18 protein-coding genes are annotated in these 17,571 nt (G+C 40.8%); 6 read left to right on the top strand and 12 right to left on the bottom strand.

From position 1 onward, the window contains the following. Window position 1: 1 nt before the first annotated feature. Window positions 2-1,192 carry a mannonate dehydratase gene (uxuA, locus tag DMZ48_RS07335; RefSeq protein WP_143954654.1) on the top strand — a complete coding sequence of 397 codons (1,191 nt, stop codon included), beginning with the start codon at window positions 2-4 and terminating at the stop codon, window positions 1,190-1,192. A 13-nt stretch (window positions 1,193-1,205) separates the two neighbouring features. Here the strand turns inward: uxuA and DMZ48_RS18540 are convergent, their stop codons facing one another. Continuing rightward, complete coding sequence (locus tag DMZ48_RS18540) at window positions 1,206-1,466, bottom strand: hypothetical protein (protein WP_162558681.1); 261 nt, start codon at window positions 1,464-1,466, stop codon at window positions 1,206-1,208. A 120-nt stretch (window positions 1,467-1,586) separates the two neighbouring features. Here DMZ48_RS18540 and DMZ48_RS07330 point away from each other — a divergent pair, with 120 nt between their 5' ends. Beyond that, window positions 1,587-2,387 (top strand): transporter, encoded by an 801-nt coding sequence (locus DMZ48_RS07330; RefSeq protein ID WP_143954477.1) that lies wholly within the window; start codon window positions 1,587-1,589, stop codon window positions 2,385-2,387. An 80-nt stretch (window positions 2,388-2,467) separates the two neighbouring features. Here DMZ48_RS07330 and DMZ48_RS07325 read toward each other — a convergent pair whose 3' ends face one another. Next, on the bottom strand, window positions 2,468-3,844 hold the full coding sequence (locus tag DMZ48_RS07325) for an alpha/beta hydrolase family protein (RefSeq protein ID WP_143954476.1): 1,377 nt from the start codon (window positions 3,842-3,844) through the stop codon (window positions 2,468-2,470). Between the two features lie 433 nt (window positions 3,845-4,277). Here DMZ48_RS07325 and hpf point away from each other — a divergent pair, with 433 nt between their 5' ends. Then, window positions 4,278-4,580, top strand: a complete 303-nt coding sequence (gene hpf / locus DMZ48_RS07320) for a ribosome hibernation-promoting factor, HPF/YfiA family (RefSeq protein ID WP_143954475.1) — start codon at window positions 4,278-4,280, stop codon at window positions 4,578-4,580. A gap of 92 nt (window positions 4,581-4,672) precedes the next feature. On the opposite strand, the gene DMZ48_RS07315 is transcribed toward hpf, so the two are convergent. The 4 genes from DMZ48_RS07315 to DMZ48_RS07300 all read right to left on the bottom strand — a co-directional run bounded on the left by DMZ48_RS07315 (window position 4,673) and on the right by DMZ48_RS07300 (window position 8,286). Then, window positions 4,673-5,239, bottom strand: a complete 567-nt coding sequence (locus DMZ48_RS07315) for a pentapeptide repeat-containing protein (RefSeq protein WP_143954474.1) — start codon at window positions 5,237-5,239, stop codon at window positions 4,673-4,675. A gap of 20 nt (window positions 5,240-5,259) precedes the next feature. Then, window positions 5,260-5,958 carry a potassium channel family protein gene (locus tag DMZ48_RS07310; RefSeq protein ID WP_143954473.1) on the bottom strand — a complete coding sequence of 233 codons (699 nt, stop codon included), beginning with the start codon at window positions 5,956-5,958 and terminating at the stop codon, window positions 5,260-5,262. A 10-nt stretch (window positions 5,959-5,968) separates the two neighbouring features. Beyond that, window positions 5,969-7,717, bottom strand: coding sequence for a TrkH family potassium uptake protein (locus tag DMZ48_RS07305; protein WP_143954472.1), 1,749 nt, complete (start codon window positions 7,715-7,717; stop codon window positions 5,969-5,971). 209 nt (window positions 7,718-7,926) lie between these two features. Next, window positions 7,927-8,286, bottom strand: coding sequence for a DUF805 domain-containing protein (locus tag DMZ48_RS07300; RefSeq protein WP_143954471.1), 360 nt, complete (start codon window positions 8,284-8,286; stop codon window positions 7,927-7,929). Window positions 8,287-8,483: 197 nt separating this feature from the next. Between DMZ48_RS07300 and DMZ48_RS07295 the strand changes: the two genes are divergently transcribed. Together DMZ48_RS07295 and DMZ48_RS07290 are read left to right on the top strand one after the other, a co-directional pair. Beyond that, entirely contained in the window at window positions 8,484-9,677 is a 1,194-nt protein-coding gene (locus tag DMZ48_RS07295; RefSeq protein ID WP_162558680.1) for an SGNH/GDSL hydrolase family protein, read from the top strand. 76 nt (window positions 9,678-9,753) lie between these two features. After that, a complete protein-coding gene (locus DMZ48_RS07290; protein WP_143954469.1) occupies window positions 9,754-11,286 on the top strand; it encodes a GH3 family acyl-acid amido synthetase in 1,533 nt (510 codons plus the stop codon). A gap of 3 nt (window positions 11,287-11,289) precedes the next feature. On the opposite strand, the gene DMZ48_RS07285 is transcribed toward DMZ48_RS07290, so the two are convergent. Continuing rightward, complete coding sequence (locus DMZ48_RS07285; RefSeq protein WP_143954468.1) at window positions 11,290-11,835, bottom strand: hypothetical protein; 546 nt, start codon at window positions 11,833-11,835, stop codon at window positions 11,290-11,292. A gap of 167 nt (window positions 11,836-12,002) precedes the next feature. Between DMZ48_RS07285 and DMZ48_RS07280 the strand changes: the two genes are divergently transcribed. Next, a complete protein-coding gene (locus DMZ48_RS07280; RefSeq protein WP_242009147.1) occupies window positions 12,003-12,449 on the top strand; it encodes a CBS domain-containing protein in 447 nt (148 codons plus the stop codon). A gap of 128 nt (window positions 12,450-12,577) precedes the next feature. Here the strand turns inward: DMZ48_RS07280 and DMZ48_RS07275 are convergent, their stop codons facing one another. From DMZ48_RS07275 to DMZ48_RS07255, 5 genes are all read right to left on the bottom strand, one after another. Next, window positions 12,578-13,549, bottom strand: coding sequence for a YpdA family putative bacillithiol disulfide reductase (locus DMZ48_RS07275; protein WP_143954467.1), 972 nt, complete (start codon window positions 13,547-13,549; stop codon window positions 12,578-12,580). Next, window positions 13,549-14,208 carry a ribulose-phosphate 3-epimerase gene (rpe, locus tag DMZ48_RS07270; protein WP_143954466.1) on the bottom strand — a complete coding sequence of 220 codons (660 nt, stop codon included), beginning with the start codon at window positions 14,206-14,208 and terminating at the stop codon, window positions 13,549-13,551. Before rpe ends, DMZ48_RS07275 begins: the two co-directional genes overlap by 1 nt. A gap of 253 nt (window positions 14,209-14,461) precedes the next feature. Then, a complete protein-coding gene (locus tag DMZ48_RS07265; RefSeq protein ID WP_143954465.1) occupies window positions 14,462-15,325 on the bottom strand; it encodes a sigma-70 family RNA polymerase sigma factor in 864 nt (287 codons plus the stop codon). A 192-nt stretch (window positions 15,326-15,517) separates the two neighbouring features. Then, a complete protein-coding gene (locus tag DMZ48_RS07260) occupies window positions 15,518-15,985 on the bottom strand; it encodes an OsmC family protein (protein WP_143954464.1) in 468 nt (155 codons plus the stop codon). 127 nt (window positions 15,986-16,112) lie between these two features. After that, window positions 16,113-17,570, bottom strand: a complete 1,458-nt coding sequence (locus DMZ48_RS07255; protein ID WP_143954463.1) for a glutamate synthase subunit beta — start codon at window positions 17,568-17,570, stop codon at window positions 16,113-16,115. Between the last annotated feature and the right edge of the window lies 1 nt (window position 17,571).

Raw genomic sequence — 17,571 nt, 5'->3', positions numbered from 1 at the left:
AATGTACGGATTAGAACAAACATGGCGATGGTACGGAACCAATGATCCTGTGCCCCTGTCGCATATTAGAATGGCGGGTGCTACAGGTATCGTAACGGCATTACACCATGTTCCTAATGGAAAAGTTTGGCAACCTGAGGAGATCGAAAAACGAAAGGGATTGATCAAAGTATCCGGAATGAATTGGTCTGTTGTCGAAAGTATTCCCGTTCATGAAGACATTAAGAAACGATCCGGAAATTTCAGAGAATATATCGAGAACTATAAACAAAGCCTTCGGAATCTTGGAGATAGTGGCATCGATACAGTATGTTATAATTTTATGCCAGTCCTTGACTGGACTCGAACAGATCTGGATTATCTGCTTCCAGATGGCTCCCGGGCGCTGCGATTTGATAAGATCAGATTTGCAGTTTTTGAGATCTTCTTACTGAAAAGAACCAATGCGGAACAGGGATACGCTACTGCTGAAATTGAAGCAGCAAGAATACTGTTTGCGGGAATGGGTGAAGACGAAAAACAAATTCTTATCAACAATATCATCGCCGGTCTGCCGGGCGCTGAAGAAGGGTATTCACTTCAGGAATTCAATAAGGTATTGGGTGCCTATCAGGAAGTGGGTGACGCCGGATTACGCGAGAATCTTTATGATTTTCTCAGAGAGATCGTGCCGGTAGCTGAAGAATCCGGAGTCTCCCTTGCGATCCATCCGGATGATCCACCCTTTCCAATTCTCGGATTGCCCAGAGTTGTAAGTACCGAAGCGGATGCCAGACAATTATTACAGTCCGTAAATAGTGTTGCTAACGGACTTTGTTTTTGTACAGGGTCTTATGGTGTGCGTGAAGATAATGATCTGCCTGGAATGGTTAAAAGATTAGGGGACCGAATTAACTTTATTCATCTAAGAGCTACAACTCGTGATGTTCATGGCAATTTCTTTGAAGCCGATCATCTGGACGGAGATGTTGATATGTTTGAAGTTCTGAAAGCCCTGATTACGGAACAATCTGCCCGTATCCAAAATGGAAGAAAAGATCACAGAATGCCCATGCGTCCCGATCATGGCCACCAAATGCTGGATGATCTTTCAAAAACAACCAATCCAGGTTATTCAGCCATTGGACGCCTCCGCGGACTGGCAGAATTGCGTGGACTTGAACGCGGTATTCGAAGAAGCTTATCTTTTTAATTCTAAATTGATTTTATAAACGGTTATCAGTGAAATGTAAGCAGTGAGCATCAGGCTTTAGGTTGAATGCAATAATCTGTTTGTATGCAGGGGTTATGTTACCTGAGACCTGAATCCCTATCAGCCATTTCTCTCCAATGTCCTGATTGACCCCAGTGTCACTATTGTCATCATAGTTACCAGTATCACCAGTGTCACCATTGTCACCAGTGTTACTATTGTAACCATTGTCACCAGTATCCCCATTACAACAAACATCATTGTTGCTTTTCATTGCTTAATAAATTGAAATAGAGTATATTAGATTATTTGTAAGAGTGTGCTCCAGATTTTTTTAAAACATTAAATCTAATACTAATCTCCGGAAATTTGTTATCCGGTAAATCTGTAAATTATGAAAATCAAAGGGTTGATCTTCTTTACAATGTTATTATTGGCTACTGTAGCATACGGACAGTCGGAAGCTGATGAGTTGGCAAAACAACTACAGAATCCTGTAGCAAGCCTTATAAGTGTTCCTTTTCAGGGGAATTATGATTGGGGTTTTGATCCGGAAAATGGTTCCCGTCTTACCATTAATGTACAGCCGGTTTATCCGATGTCACTGAGCGAAGACTGGAATCTCATACTTCGTGTAATTATGCCCGTTATTTCACAAACGGACGTTTATGGGGATAGTGGTAATCAATTCGGACTCGGGGATGCGGTTGTAAGCGGATTCTTTTCTCCTAAAGAACCAACTGCAGGAGGTCTGATCTGGGGTGTGGGGCCTGCTATTTTGGTTCCTACCGCTACAGATGAATTACTGGGAGCTGAAAAATGGGGTGTTGGTCCTACAGCTGTGGCATTAAAGCAGATAGGAAGTAACACGGTGGGAGTACTGGTTAATCATATTTGGTCGGTTGCCGGCGATGATGATCGTGCAGATGTAGGCTCCACTTTTTTTCAGCCTTTCATCGCTCATAATTTTTCCGGTGGGTATGCTTTGGCAGTTAATACAGAACTCACGCAAAACTGGGAAGCGGATGCAACCGCCGGATTTATAAATATCGTAGGCTCAAAAGTGATCACCATTGGAGGAAGCCAGATGGCACAGCTCTTATTCGGACCCAGAATTCCCTACGGTGGAGCAAATAATGCAGACTTTGGGATTCGAGCTGGTTTAGTATTGCTATTCCCTGCCTCAACAAACTAAGCTAAAACGCTTTGAATTTAAGGTAGATAGTCAATTTTTACCAATGTCACCAATGTCACCAATGTCACCAATGAATGTCACTACTGTTGTCGCCTAAATTGGTCTTTGATCCATTCGCTGATCAGGTTCATGACTTCAGGTGATAGAGTTTGGGGAATTAACCCGTATTCTCCCGGCAATCCTGTTTCACTTTCTTGCATCAGATGATTCAAAAATCGTAATTCGAGAACCGTAGCACTTTGATTGCCCGCTTTTTTCAGAGCTTCTTGCATAATTGTAAGGTTTGGTTTAGGTGGTACCTGAAGGTCATTACTTCCATAAATAGCAAGAATAGGTAATGTGAGCTTTTCGAGTACGGGTTCCGGATCATATTTCATAAATCCTACCATCCACGGTGAAGTTAATTGCGCTATTATGGTGTTTAAGCGTGATTCGGGAATTCCTCCTTCAAACTTGTCCATAAAATAGGTATGCAAGGTATCTGCCAGGGCTGTTTCCGGGGTAGCATTAACTATTTTATAATAGGCACCCCCAAATATTTCCTGACTTTTTTCGATGGTGATCGGATTGACACCGCTTTTTTCTTCAACCTTCTTTTTTTGCAACAGCATTAGTTTGTCACCGCGTAAAGTTGGAGCCGCCAGTAATATCAAAAATGCAATGTTGTCGTTTCTTTCTGCGATCATTGGGGCAATAATTCCACCTTCACTATGTCCGATGATTCCGGTTCGGGTTTTATCCGATGACTCCTGATTCAATAGAAAGGTAAATGCTGCCTCGGCATCGTTCGCCAGATCAAGGGTAGTCGCAGTTTTAAAATCTCCTTTGGAAGCCGCTGTTCCGCGATCATCATATCTAAGTACTGCAATCCCATTTCTGCTAAGATGGTCTGCCAGAACCCAAAAAGGTTTATGTCCCATTATTTCTGAATCCCTGTTTTGGGGGCCGCTACCACTTACGAGCACCACAGAGGGAAAAGGACCTTTTCCTTCAGGGATGGTTAGTGTGCCGGATAATGTGATCCCGTCGATCGTATTCGTAAAACTGATATCTTCACTTTTATAGGGGAAAGGAGCTTTGGGTAATTGCGGTCTTTCCTTTTCCTTTTTATTTCTATCCAGTTTTAAAGGGAAGGAATTTCCCATCTGTGTAAGGTTGCCATTTATGGTTTGGCTTTGTTCATCAAAGACACCGTTATATTCTAATCCGGCACTACTGACCTTCAGTGTCAGGTTAGGCGCCTGATAGGTGGTCGTGGTAACCGGAATTCCAGTTGCTCCCTGATCAGGACTGTCCATAGTGCTTTGAAAACCATTTTCAGTTTCTGAGATATGGAACTGGATGGAAAGATTTAACCCCTGGATCTGTATTTCGCCATACCAGTCTCCGGTAATATTCTGTCCCGAAACATGGTGAGACAGGAATAGAATTAACAAAATAGCTAAGGTGTTTTTCATAGAGAATCGAAAAGTTTGTTACGCCCGTAATACGTAATGTATACTCCGGTTTATTGAGTTTTGCGTACATGAAAGGTAATGTTTTTTGACTTTATACCATAGCCATACTTTATAATGTAACCTTGTATTAAAATAAACGATGAATAAATTGAAATCACGGCGGTCAGGGGAAAATTCAAATTTTACTACTCAGGAAGCCGGCAGGCCAAGAAGTCTTCACTGCTACCCAATACCCAAAAGATGGAATTCCGATACTTTGTTCGACTTCTTTGGGTTTGTTATTTATTGTTTTTCTCGTAAAGGGTTTATGGCTTTACGTGCATTTCATCGAAAATTCCGACAGGTAATTAGGCTAATGACATATGTCATGTTTTTTTGACTTTATCCTGGGTACTTTAGTAATGTTAATTATTAACCCTTTAAAACAAGTATCATGACTATAAATATTCAATTCGTCAGGGTGGATAAAAACAATTTTGCCAGTGCTTTAATGGAAAAAAAACTGGAGAAACTCGCTGAGAAATTCGAATGGATCATCAAAGCTGAGGTTATTTTCAAAGAGGAGAATGACCGTAAAGGTAAGGGATCGATCTGCGAAGTAACACTGAGTGTTCCGGGTCCGTTGATCTTCGCCGCTTCAAAAGCAGAGAATCATGAAAAAGCACTCGATCAAACGATTAATGAATTAAAAACGCAATTAAATAAAAGAAAAGCCGGAATGAAGGCCCATGTTTAGAACCTTAACTAATACCTGCTATTAAGATCCCGCTTCGGCGGGATTTTTTTTACAGCGGTTTCAGCTGGTGGTCGGAAGCTTTTCACTGTTGATCATTCAATGCTGATCCCGTATTTACCGAGAATCCCGTTTAAACCAGGGATGGATACTCTGGCACCATTCATCTTATTTTGCTCAGGGTCAATTCGGTAATGATCTGCCGTTCTAAGATCACAACCTTTAAGATTGGTATGGTCAAAGACAGCGTCAAGCAGGTCGCAATTATTAAAGATGGCTTCGGAAAGATTTGTTCTTGTAAAATCTACACCCGTTAATTTACAGTTTTCAAATCGGGTTTTAGCCATATCGAGTTCAAAGAAAGAAGAATGCTCGAGGATGCAGTGATCAAAATCAAGCCGAAGTCCAAATCGATCACTCTGTTCAAAAAGAAGTCCGAGCATTTTACAACCTTTGAATCTTGTATCCTGCCAGGAGGAATCTCTTAATTTTGCTGAACTGAGGTCGCAGTTTGTAAATTCACAGTCGATAAAACGAAAGCCATTTAAATATAACTCTGTTAAATTGCAATGACTGAAAAGACAGCCTTCGTAATCACCCCTTTCCAGAGGTACTTTTCGGTAGTCTATATTGTGAAATTCCTGATCGCTTATATAGGTCATTTTGTTAGCTTTTAAATGGATCAGGAATTCTTATTCACATGATCCAGAAACTGCTGTAATTTGGAATTTTCTCCAAACAAAACCAGGATATCATTTTTATGTAATACCATGGTGTGTGATGCTATTTCCTGAACCTGAAGTTTTGTCCGGGTCTTTCCAATATTGGATTTAACCTCCACTCGCTTGATGGTAGCAAGCACTAACAGGTCAAATTTCTTCCTGAATCCGATCTCTTCCAGAGTTTTACCGGAAAATTGCTCCGGTACCTCAGACTCAATGATGCTGTGTTCTCCACTCAATTCATAGGAATCGACCACGTTATTGAAGGCGAGCTTCTTTGCCATACGGTCTGCAGTGTCTTCTTCCGGGTGAATGATCTCATCAACACCGATAGCGCGAAGTACTTTTTGTTGAAGCGGATTGATCGCCCGACTAATAATGCGTTTCACATTAAAGTTTTTGAAGAGAGCGGTCGACATGATATTGGCCCCCTGATCTTCACCTATTGCAATGATGACCATATCCGTATCCTTGAGAGGGAGTCCGGAAACTGTTAGTTCGTCAGTAGCGTCCATACAAATGGTATGTGAGATCTTTTCCTTGAACAGTTCCACTTTATTCAGATCTGTATCGATTCCCAGAACTTCATTCCCTCTGGCCGTGAGCTTTTCCGCCAGGGTAGCTCCAAAATTTCCAAGTCCGACAATGATGTATTTCATGAGTTTGATTTTAATTCAATGTAATTTCTTCTGTAGGATATATATAGTTCATCGGTCTGGTCTTTGAGAAAATAGCGATCATTACCGTTAACATACTTACCCGGCCTATGAACATGATTCCGATAATCACTAATTTAGATAAACCGGTAAGTCCGCCTGTGATTCCAAGGCTAAGACCAACAGTACTATAGGCGGAAACACATTCAAAGATGATCGACAGGATAGGTACATCACCTTCAAAAATACTAACAAACCAGATCCCTGCACCGATCACTACAAAAGATAATGCAATGATCGCAAAGGCTCTCTTTACAGAAATCGGAGAAATTCTGCGGCGAAAGACTTCTATGTCCGATTTTCCTTTTGCCAGGCTTAGAACATTCAGGGTAGCAATGGCAAAGGTACTGGTCTTTATACCACCACCGGTAGAAGCTGGTGAAGCTCCTATCCACATCAAAAGTATGATCATTAGGATCGTAGAATGATGCATTTGAGCCATGTCTATATTGTTGAATCCAGCAGTTCGCGGAGTGGCGGCATTGAATAGGGCACTTACCATTTTTCCCCATGAATGATGGTCGGCAAGGGTATTGTTGAATTCCAGTAAATAGAAGATAATAAAGCCGATCAGGGTCAGTGAAAAAGTTGTGATGAGGGTGATACGACTATTCAGTGTCAACACCCAGGGACGGTGAATTCTGACTTTTTTCTTTGAGGAAAGTAAAATTCCCAATTTTAGTTTGATGAAGTTTTTCAGGTTTACCATGATCGGAAATCCGAGCCCCCCGATCACAAAAGTCATTACGAGTAGTAACTGAAACATATAGTTAAACCGAAACCCTTCGTCATAAATACTGTTCGATAATGTAGAAAACCCTGCATTACAAAAAGCAGAGATCGCATGGAAGGCCGAGAAGAATATATGTTCTGTCTGACTATCCCATGTTTGGCCTGCGATACTGAAATAGATCGCGATGGCGGCCAAAAATTCGGCCCCGAATGTGATAATGATCACGTGCTTCAGTGTTGAGAATACCTCTCCGATCTTTTGTGAACTCGTCATATCACTCAGGATGAGCTGGTTTTCATATGTGGTTCCTCCCTTAAAGAAATAACTGAAATAACTGGTGATCGTTAGGATACCGATTCCTCCGATTTGTATTAAAAATAAAATGACAGATTGGCCGAATGTAGTAAAATAAGTTCCGGTGTCAACCACGATTAGTCCGGTTACACAAACAGCACTCGTTGAGGTGAATAACGCATCGAGGAATCCTATTCCTGAATGTGTTGCTTTTGGTAGCATCAATAAAAAGGAACCCAAAATGATCATAGAGATGAAACTCACTAAGAAGAGCTGAGCCGGGTTTAAATAGGTTCGCTTAAAGTGTACATTCAATTCTGAAAACTCCCGGATGAAGATCAGTATGATCGCAAATTTTATCCAATTGTCGTCATAAAGTATATAATGCAAATGATGAACTCCTTCCGCGATGAAATGAATATACAGAACTCCCAGTATAATGATCAGTATGAACAGGTCACTTACCCTGACCGGGGAAGAGAGTTTCATCTTTCGTACAAGATTCCTGATAACCAGTGAAGATAGACCAATGACAAGGACGATCAGGTAAAAAGCGTTTATGATACGTTGTACGCCAGGTGACTGACTGAAACCAAAATCAATGACAAAGGCTATTATTCCGAGAAAGCTAATCCAAAATGCCAGCCTGTATAGTTTGTCATAATCAAATTTCATGTACTCTAGGGATTATGAGTGATGCATTTCTTTATGAACGGACTCCAAAAAGTCTGAATTTGATATCAAAAATAGGTTAGAAATTAGAAACAATACAGTATTTCCCGAAAAATCACAGTATTACAAGGTTATCTGACTGTAGCATTGACGATTAAAAAAAGAATGAACAGCATCACTTCATTCTGCCGGATATTTCAGGTCATAACTTTTCAAGCCTTAGGATTCGGCCCCCATTTGTTTACTCCGGGTTGACTGTCCGTTACATAGTAAACAATAAGCCAGATAGTTCCGATGATGGGAATCAGACCTAATAGGATCCACCAGCCACTTTTCCCAATATCGTGCAGTCTTCTTACGGATACCGCCAATCCGGGTATCAGTACGAATAAGGCATAGACGCCATAGATGGGGCCATAACCGTAATCATTTGCGATTCCCAGAAAATAATCGAGCATGGAAGCGATTAAAGCAAATATAATGTTGAACAGAACAAACATCCAGAATTCTTTTCTTCTGGCGCGTCCCTTAAAATCGGCATATTGCTGAATGACTTTTCGATACCAGTTCATAATTTATATTTTTTTAGAGGGTTAATAGTTTTAATTATCTGTTAATGAGGTGTATAAGTCAGCATTAAGATAATGATTATTCGATTAAACAATTGGATAATAATCATTAAATTGACGGTAAATTATTGATAATTAATATTTAACCTCTTGCTAAGTGGCCCTTTATGGCTATAAAAAGGAGGGATAAACCTGATACTATGAAAAAACTATATCTCGTAAAATTTGTACTCCTAATATTTCTGATCCACAGTTGTAAGTTGAATACTGAAAACAAAACAACTAGCGATGAGCCTGAAACAGAGACAATAGATTCTGTGGGTATTGCGTCTGAATCTGATGATGAAATAATTACGATCGAGGAAGAGCATTTTAAGGAAATGCCTTCTTATTTTCAATATATGGGTAGAACCGCCCCTGACAAGGATGGACGTCTTTTGATCGGATCTGCTTCCTCGGTACGATTCAGAGCAAAAGGAGATACTTTGAAATTAAGACTGAATACCGTTTTGGAGGAACATGCTTATATAGCGGTGACCCTTGATGATACATTTAGTTATAAATATCAATTAAAGAAGAAAGGGGATTCGGATATTGCGGTACCATTGGGTAATGTGGATGATTTCCATGAAATCACCGTTTATAAGTTAACCGAGGCTGTAACGGGAGGTGTGATTTTTGAAGATGCTCAGGCGGAAGAGTTGGTTGCCTCAGAATTCAACCCAAACCTGAAGATTGAATTTATCGGAAATTCTATCACATGTGGCATGGGGGCAGATGCAAGAGAGATTCCATGTGGGCAGGGAGAATGGTACGATCAGCATAATGCCTATCTGTCTTATGCTTCACGGGTAGGCAGGAAATTAAAAGCGGATTACAGGATTAGTGCGGTTAGCGGAAGGGGTATATACAGGAACTGGAACGATGAAACCGAACCGGTGGTGCCTGAGCTTTACGGATCCTTAAATCTGGATGGAGATATGGATCATCCTCTCGATTATAATAATTTTCAACCCGATCTGATCAGCATTTGTTTGGGTACAAACGATATGTCTGAAGGAGATGGGACCAAAGAGCGAGCACCTTTTGATCCGGAAGAATTTACGCAGAAGTATATTGAATTCGTCACCTTTCTCTTGAGCAAGTACCCGGAGGCACGTATCGCATTACTTGCAAGTCCTATGGTGAAAGGAGAAGGGGCCGTGCTTTTATCCGAATGTCTGGGTAAAGTGAAGCGTGAATTTGAGGATGATCATTATATAGAGATCTTTGAATTTTCTGATATAGAACCACATGGTTGTGGTTATCATCCGGATTTGAATGATCAGGACGAAATGGCTGATGAACTGATGCCATTTTACATTGGTTTGCTCGATAAAGGTTTAGCGATGTAAATGCGCTAATTTTTAGTTTTTTATTAATACATGTTCCGATCTAAAATGTGTAATTTTTCAGAAACAATAATGAAATATGGCGTTAATCGGATCAATCATTAAAGGACTTGTCGAATTTAAGGATGCTATCACTCCTGAGGAGTCAGTAGTATCATCTCAACATAAGGTTTTGAAACAACTTCTGGAGAAAGCATCGGAAACACGTTTTGGAAAGGATCATGATTTTGATGAAATTCTCTCCTCGGATGATATAGCGGTTGCCTTTGCGGAGAAGGTGCCATATTTTGATTATCACCGAATGGAAAAGGCTTACTGGAAGTCAGTTCAGGATGGGGAAGCTGATGTGACCTGGCCGGGTGTTCCGGAATATTTTGCACTGAGTTCAGGTACGACCGGGAATAAAAGTAAGCGAATTCCTGTTACTGCGGATATGCTTGATGCGATCAGGGGAACGGGAATCAAACAGGTTTCGGCATTGGCTAATTTCGATATGCCTGCTGATTTTTTTGAGAAGGAGATCATGATGCTCGGAAGTTCCACGAATCTTCAGGAAAATAACGGGCATATGGAAGGAGAGATCAGTGGGATTAGTGCCAGTAATATTCCTTCCTGGTTTCGTTCCTATTATAAACCGGGTGAAGAAATCGCTGGAATTGATAATTGGGATGAGCGCGTTAAAAAGATTGCTGAAAAAGCCCCGGAATGGGATATTGGAGCCTTAAGCGGAATACCTTCATGGATGGAGCTTATGTTAAAAGAAGTGATCTCTACACATCAGCTGGAGCATATACATCAGATCTGGCCTAATCTAAGAGCATATACCTCCGGTGGAGTTGCATTTGAACCCTACGAACAAAGCTTCAACAAATTACTCGGTAAACCCATTACGGTGATCGATACTTATCTGGCATCCGAAGGATTTTTAGCATATCAGCAACGGCCGGAAACCAATGCTATGCGCCTGGTGACCGATAATGGTATCTACTTCGAATTTGTTCCATTTAAACCTGAATATATTCTGGAAGATGGTAGTCTCACACCTGATGCGGTTTCGATCGGAATAGGAGAGGTAGAACCTCATAAAGATTATGTGCTCATTATATCAACCGTATCCGGTGCCTGGAGATACCTCATCGGGGATACCATAAAGTTTACGAATGTTGAAAAGGCAGAAATCAGGATAACAGGACGAACGAAATTCTTTCTTAACGTGGTCGGCTCTCAACTTTCGGTCAATAAAATGAATGATGCGATTAAGGCTCTTGAAGAAAGTGTAGGGATGACTATAAGTGAATTTACACTGGCGGCGGTTAAAAAGAATGGAGAATACATTCATCGATGGTATCTTGGATCTGAGAATCCTGAGACTTCGAAAGAAGTACTGGCTGAAAAGCTGGATGATTTCCTTAAGAAGGCTAATAAGAATTATAAGGTGGCCCGTTCCAAAGCGCTAAAAGGTGTGGAGGTAGAGGTGATCTCTCCTGAATTGTTCTTCGATTGGAATGAGATGCATAAGAAAAAGGGTGGGCAAGTGAAAATGGAAAAAGTAATGACCGAGGATAAATTCAGGACATGGGAAGAATTTGTAAAGTCTAAAGCAGTAAAATAAATCCTAATTCTCGATCTTTTCCAAAAGCTGCATGATGTCTTCAGGAGATAAATACAACCTTTTTATCCTTTCTTTATATCGTTCCGATAGGCTGGAATTATTGAGGATAAAGTTTTTAGTTTGTACGATGTAATCTCCCATTCCATTTTTAATAGCAAAGAGGTCTGCCTGCCTTTCGGCTTCTCTCAAATGTTTACCCATGGTCACATATTTGAATCCGAACCAGAACAGATCTAATGTACTCCGATCTTTGTAGTCGATGATATGCCCTAGTTCATGAGCAATCCATCCGATCAATACATTCTCCGGAAGATCCTCAATGCTGAATGGAGATCCTTCAATATTGAAGTTCTTGCTGATATAAATGGTATAACTTCTGTTCTTTACAGTACTGAAAATTGATTTTAGATCTGGTTGCGCCTGCATAAATGATCTGGTCAGATTTTCTTTAAAGCGAAATGTTATAGGGGTATTAACGAGATCCGGGAAATGTTTAAGTGTGAAAACAACCTGTTTCCTGATGGAATCCGGTATGTCCTTTTCCTTCATAGTTTAAAATTATTTGTTCCTTTCAAAATATACGAAAATCAGAAGGGAATAGTATTAAAATTACCCTAAACTATATACGAAAAACATATGGCTGTAAAGGTGACCTATGTCATAGAAAGGCGGTATGTTATATGGTATATTTAGTTATTAAACTAAATGATGGTGATATGGAAACAGATAAATTTACGTTGCTGTCTGCTGATGAAAAGGTCGTGGAGATAATGACCAAAGATCTTATCTATTTGCATGTGGATGATGATCTGTATAAGGCAGAAACGCTATTCAGGCGCCATAAGATTCGACATATTCCCGTAATTAAAGGGAAAACACTTGTCGGTATTTTAAGTCTTACCGATCTGCTCCGGGTTGGATTTGCGGATGTGGTTAATGAGGAAGATGATCAGACCGATAATATGGCATATGAGATGTTTTCTCTTAAACAAGTGATGACCAGGGTGCCTCAGTGTATTACTCCGGAAACTACTATTAAGGTTGCTGCAGATATTCTGGCGCATCGTGAATTCCATGCACTTCCGGTAGTTGATGGGAGAACCATTGTAGGAATGTTGACAACTACTGATATAATCAGGTATTTTCTGGAGCGGGTCTATTGAATTAGGAATTATGAATGAAGAATTAAGTTATGAGATAAGAGCAATCCTTAATCCTTAATCCATAATCCATAATTTATTAGATTTCCGGCAGATCTGGGGTTCTTCGCAGAACAGATTAGGATGTTCGATTATACTTTATGTGTTTTACGGATGTTTTCCAGGATCATTTTCGCATGGATTCTGGAGTTTTCGATGAACCATAGATGTGTATCCATTCCTCCGCAAATGACCCCTGCCAGATAGAGATTGGGAACATTCGTTTCCATGGTATTCTCATCATATTGTGGATAGTACTTTCCATCATCGGAAAGATGTACGCCTAATTTTTTCAGGAAGTCAAAATTGGGTTTATAACCGGTTAGGGCCAGTACATAATCATTTGCGATACTGATCTCGCCTTCAGGGGTGTTTATATCGATCTTTTCCGGAGTAATAGAAGAAATCGTGGCATTGTAATAGGCTTTGATACTACCTTCGGCGATTCTGTTTTCAATATCAGGTTTCACCCAGTATTTTACTCTTCTTCCGATTTCCGGACCTCTTATAATCATGGTGACATCTGCACCTTTTCGGTAACATTCCAATGCTGCATCCACAGCGGAGTTACTCGCACCGATCACCGCAAGTTTCTGCATTGCATAGTAATGCGGATCGTTGTAATAGTGTTTGACCTTCGGAAGATCCTCACCCGGTACCCCCATGGTATTAGGCAGATCATAAAATCCGGTAGCCACGATTATATATTGGGCCGTATAGGTTTCTTTTGAGGTATTAATAGTAAAAACGCCATCTTTTCGCTCCACGTTTTTTACCGGTTCGAAAAGATGGATGTTCAGGTCATTGGAAGTGACGATTCTTCGATAATATTCAAGGGCTTCACTTCTTTTGGGTTTAGCTTCTTTACTGATAAAGGGGATATTGTCTATCTCCAGTTTTTCTGATGAAGAGAAGAACTGCATATTGACCGGATAATTAAAAAGTGAATTCACGATGGTACCTTTTTCCAGTATCAGGTAATCGATTCCATTCTTTTTTGCTTCGAGGCCACAGGCAATGCCAATCGGGCCTCCTCCGATAATGATCAGTTCTTTATGTTGCATCAGGAAATAACAGCTTTTAGGTCAGCGATGGTTTGAGGTTGATTTTCACTGCTGAAGACAAAATTACCGGCAACAAGTACATCAGCACCGGCATCGATCAGGTCTCTTGCATTTCCGGCATTCACACCACCGTCGATCTCGATCAAAGTGGAAGCGTCATGCGTTACGATCATCTCTTTCAGCTGCGAGATTTTTCTATAGGTATTATCGATGAATTTTTGTCCTCCAAAACCAGGATTTACACTCATAAGGATAACCAGATCGATGTCATTGATAACATCCTCCAGCAGGCTCACGGGTGTGTGCGGGTTCAGGGCAACACCTGCTTTCATTCCTTTTGCCCGGATCGCCTGAAGTGTACGGTGAAGATGCGTGCATGCTTCATAATGTACAGTTAGATTATAGGCGCCCAGTTCTGCGAATGTATCGATATACCGATCGGGATCAACGATCATTAAATGAACGTCAAGTGGCTTTTTAGCATGTTTACCAATAGCTTGTATCACCGGCATTCCAAAAGAAATATTCGGTACAAAGACACCATCCATCACATCTACGTGAAACCAATCTGCTTCACTGTTATTCACCATTTCGATATCTCTCTGGAGATTTGCAAAATCAGCCGCTAATAAAGAGGGGGCTACAAGTTTTTTGTTCATTACTTTATTTAATTACAGTGCAAAAATAAGGTAATTTGCTTAAATAGAAGTCTGAAGAATGGAGTTCTGTCGGGTTAGTGAAGAGAAACGTTACCTATATAAATGAAGAAACTCCGGTAATCAGCCGGAGTTCATTCATCAATCAAAAAACGAACAGTTATGATAAACTGTTGTAATTATAAATATTTTAAAACAATATCAGACGGTTTCAAAGTCGAAAAATACGATTTTTTTTTCAATTTTAATAATCTGATTATCCTAAATAGGTTTTTAAGATTTTACTTCTGGATGTGTGCTTTAATCTTCGGATAGCTTTTTCCTTGATCTGTCTTACTCTTTCTCTTGTCAGGTCAAAGGTTTCGCCGATCTCTTCCAGTGTCATTGGGTGCTGATCTCCCAGTCCGAAATACAGACGGATAACATCAGCCTCTCTTGGAGTAAGCGTTTCCAGAGCTCTTTCGATCTCGGTTCTTAAAGATTCGTGTAAAAGATCTTTGTCCGGGTTTGGAGATTCTCCACTGCGAAGTACATCGTATAGGTTAGAATCTTCTCCTTCAACCAACGGAGCATCCATGGAAACATGACGCCCGGAATTCTTCATAGATTCCTTAACGTCATTGATAGACATGTCCAGCTCTTTTGCAATCTCTTCTGCAGAAGGAACTCTTTCATGAGCTTGTTCCAGGAAAGCGTAGGTCTTGTTGATCTTATTGATCGAACCGATCTTGTTCAAAGGTAATCTTACAATACGTGATTGTTCTGCAAGAGCCTGAAGAATCGATTGACGGATCCACCAAACGGCATATGAAATGAATTTAAAACCCCTGGTTTCGTCAAAACGCTGGGCAGCCTTGATCAGTCCCAGGTTTCCTTCATTGATAAGGTCAGGAAGGGTTAATCCCTGATTCTGATATTGCTTCGCAACAGATACTACGAATCTCAGGTTGGCCTTCGTTAACTTTTCAAGTGCACGCTGGTCTCCTGCTTTGATTCTCTGAGCCAATTCTACCTCTTCATCGGCAGTGATCAGATCTACTTTACCTATTTCTTGAAGATACTTATCCAGGGAAGCGGTTTCTCTGTTAGTAACCTGCTTCGTAATTTTCAGTTGTCTCATTTAATCTCTCCTGATTGTTGTAAATGAATAATTGGGTATACCTTAGATTATACGTAACAACCTGAAAAAAGGTTACAGAAATTTTCAAAAAAATATAAAATCCTTTTATTTTCAAGGGGTTGTGGAGATTTATTTTTTACTGTCCTGACTGAATATCAATACTTTTATGTTTTGGAAACCCTGGATTCCGACTTAGGCCGTTTTGATCGTAGGCTCATGTACTACCTTAAAATTACAAGAGTTTGCAATGAAACATTTCTCATTTGCCGCTGTATGCAACCGTAAAGCGAGTTCCTGTTTATCAAGTTCCGCGATGGTTACTACGGGGTGGAGTACGACCTTTGTAAATCTTCCACTTCCGGATTCTTCTTCGGTCATGATGCCTTGAGCTTCATCTGTATATTCCGTTACAGTAATACCATTTGACGAACACAAATGCAGATACCAAAGCATATGACAGGCGGATAAGGATGAAACAAACATCTCTTCCGGGTTATAGCGTAAGGGGTCTCCCATGAAAGCAGGATCGGAAGAACCTTCAATGGGTGCCTTGCCTTCACAAGAGATGAGGTGGTTGCGACTGTATGATCGGTAGTCAGCGGTACCATAGCCTTTATTTCCGGTCCATTGGGTTGTGATTTTGTAGTTGTGAATTTTCATGGAAAAACTTTATTTTTGGTAAAATTCCGACAATTCAGTAAGAATTAAAAAGGGAGATGCTGAATTAATCCAATAAAAAACCCGGCCTGCTGACCGGGTTAATTACTAATCAAATTAATTATTGCAATTAAGCAGCAGGAAGATCTCCCTTTTCCTTAAAAGGAAGGGAAGACGCTCCCATAAGAAATTTATCGACATGATAGGCCGCTTCTCGTCCTTCTGATATAGCCCACACGATCAATGATTGTCCACGTCTCATATCACCTGCGGTGAAGATATGAGGGATGTTTGTTTGATAATTGTTTCCCTGATAATTACTTCGGGGATCTGTATATATATTCAATTGTTCACTGAGTGTCTGTTCAGGTCCGGTGAAGCCAAGTGCAAGTAATGCCAGGTCACACTGCCATTCCTTTTCAGTTCCTTCCACTTCCTGTAATTGTGGACGCTCTCCCGGAATGTTAACCCATTTTACTTCTACTGTCTTTATAGCTTTTAGGTTGCCCTTTTCATCTTTTACGAATTCCTTGGTAAGAATGCTCCAGTTTCTGTCACATCCTTCCTGATGAGAGGAACTGGTTTTCAGAGTGAAGGGCCAGTATGGCCATGGATGATTTTCGGTACGTACCGCTGACGGCATGGGCATGATCTCAAAGTTAGTCACAGATTTGGCACCATGTCTGTTTGAGGTTCCTACACAATCCGAACCGGTATCACCTCCTCCAATAACGACCACATGTTTGTCTTTTGCGCTGAGTTCCGGATCCAAACCGTGAAGTCCGTCTACTACTTCATTATTGTTCTTCAGGAACTGCATGGCCTGCATTACTCCTTTAGCGTCAGCCCCGGGAATTGGAAGAGGTCTGCGTTTGGTCGCTCCACCACAAAGTACGATCGCATCGAAATCGCTGAGGTCAGAAACAGGTATGTCATCTCCAATATTGGCATTTGTTTGGAAAGTAATGCCTTCTTCTTCCATGATAGCGACTCTTCTGTCGATAATGCTTTTCTCAAGTTTGAAATCCGGAATACCATATCGCAGGAGCCCGCCCACTTTAGCGTCTCTTTCATATACAGTAACCTTATGTCCTGCGCGATTGAGTTGTTGTGCAGCAGCAAGTCCTGCAGGTCCGGAGCCTACAACAGCTACGGTTTTGCCAGTCCGCTTTTTCGGGGGTTGTGGTTTGATCCAACCTTCCTTGAATCCGCGTTCTACGATATATTTTTCGATGAGTTCAATCGATACCGGTGGTTCGATAATTCCCAGGACACAAGCCGATTCGCATGGAGCCGGACAAAGTCTTCCGGTAAATTCCGGAAAATTATTGGTAGAGTGCAACAGTTTTAAAGCCTTTTCCCAGTCGTTGCGATACACTGCATCGTTGAAATCGGGAATAAGGTTACCCAGCGGACATCCACTATGGCAGAATGGGATCCCGCAATCCATACATCTCGCACCCTGTTCACTAAGTGTTTCAGAGGAAAGTTCCTGTGTGAACTCTTTATAGTTCTTAACTCTTTCTTCAACAGCGGTATTCTTCTCCTTTGTTCTTTCGTATTCTAAAAATCCTCTTAGTTTTCCCATG

Source organism: Robertkochia solimangrovi, from assembly GCF_007279655.1.
Lineage (GTDB): Bacteria > Bacteroidota > Bacteroidia > Flavobacteriales > Flavobacteriaceae > Robertkochia > Robertkochia solimangrovi.
This window is presented reverse-complemented; position numbering and strand designations above follow the sequence as displayed.

Coding starts and splice junctions, on each gene's coding strand:
- DMZ48_RS07260 (WP_143954464.1), bottom strand. CDS start 15,985: ATGAAAATTCACAACTACAAAATCACAACCCAATGGACCGGAAATAAA.
- hpf (WP_143954475.1), top strand. CDS start 4,278: ATGACTATAAATATTCAATTCGTCAGGGTGGATAAAAACAATTTTGCC.
- DMZ48_RS07265 (WP_143954465.1), bottom strand. CDS start 15,325: ATGAGACAACTGAAAATTACGAAGCAGGTTACTAACAGAGAAACCGCT.
- DMZ48_RS07330 (WP_143954477.1), top strand. CDS start 1,587: ATGAAAATCAAAGGGTTGATCTTCTTTACAATGTTATTATTGGCTACT.
- DMZ48_RS18540 (WP_162558681.1), bottom strand. CDS start 1,466: ATGAAAAGCAACAATGATGTTTGTTGTAATGGGGATACTGGTGACAAT.
- DMZ48_RS07285 (WP_143954468.1), bottom strand. CDS start 11,835: ATGAAGGAAAAGGACATACCGGATTCCATCAGGAAACAGGTTGTTTTC.
- DMZ48_RS07305 (WP_143954472.1), bottom strand. CDS start 7,717: ATGAAATTTGATTATGACAAACTATACAGGCTGGCATTTTGGATTAGC.
- rpe (WP_143954466.1), bottom strand. CDS start 14,208: ATGAACAAAAAACTTGTAGCCCCCTCTTTATTAGCGGCTGATTTTGCA.
- DMZ48_RS07325 (WP_143954476.1), bottom strand. CDS start 3,844: ATGAAAAACACCTTAGCTATTTTGTTAATTCTATTCCTGTCTCACCAT.
- DMZ48_RS07255 (WP_143954463.1), bottom strand. CDS start 17,570: ATGGGAAAACTAAGAGGATTTTTAGAATACGAAAGAACAAAGGAGAAG.
- DMZ48_RS07315 (WP_143954474.1), bottom strand. CDS start 5,239: ATGACCTATATAAGCGATCAGGAATTTCACAATATAGACTACCGAAAA.
- DMZ48_RS07280 (WP_242009147.1), top strand. CDS start 12,003: ATGGAAACAGATAAATTTACGTTGCTGTCTGCTGATGAAAAGGTCGTG.
- DMZ48_RS07310 (WP_143954473.1), bottom strand. CDS start 5,958: ATGAAATACATCATTGTCGGACTTGGAAATTTTGGAGCTACCCTGGCG.
- DMZ48_RS07295 (WP_162558680.1), top strand. CDS start 8,484: ATGAAAAAACTATATCTCGTAAAATTTGTACTCCTAATATTTCTGATC.
- DMZ48_RS07290 (WP_143954469.1), top strand. CDS start 9,754: ATGGCGTTAATCGGATCAATCATTAAAGGACTTGTCGAATTTAAGGAT.
- DMZ48_RS07300 (WP_143954471.1), bottom strand. CDS start 8,286: ATGAACTGGTATCGAAAAGTCATTCAGCAATATGCCGATTTTAAGGGA.
- uxuA (WP_143954654.1), top strand. CDS start 2: ATGTACGGATTAGAACAAACATGGCGATGGTACGGAACCAATGATCCT.
- DMZ48_RS07275 (WP_143954467.1), bottom strand. CDS start 13,549: ATGCAACATAAAGAACTGATCATTATCGGAGGAGGCCCGATTGGCATT.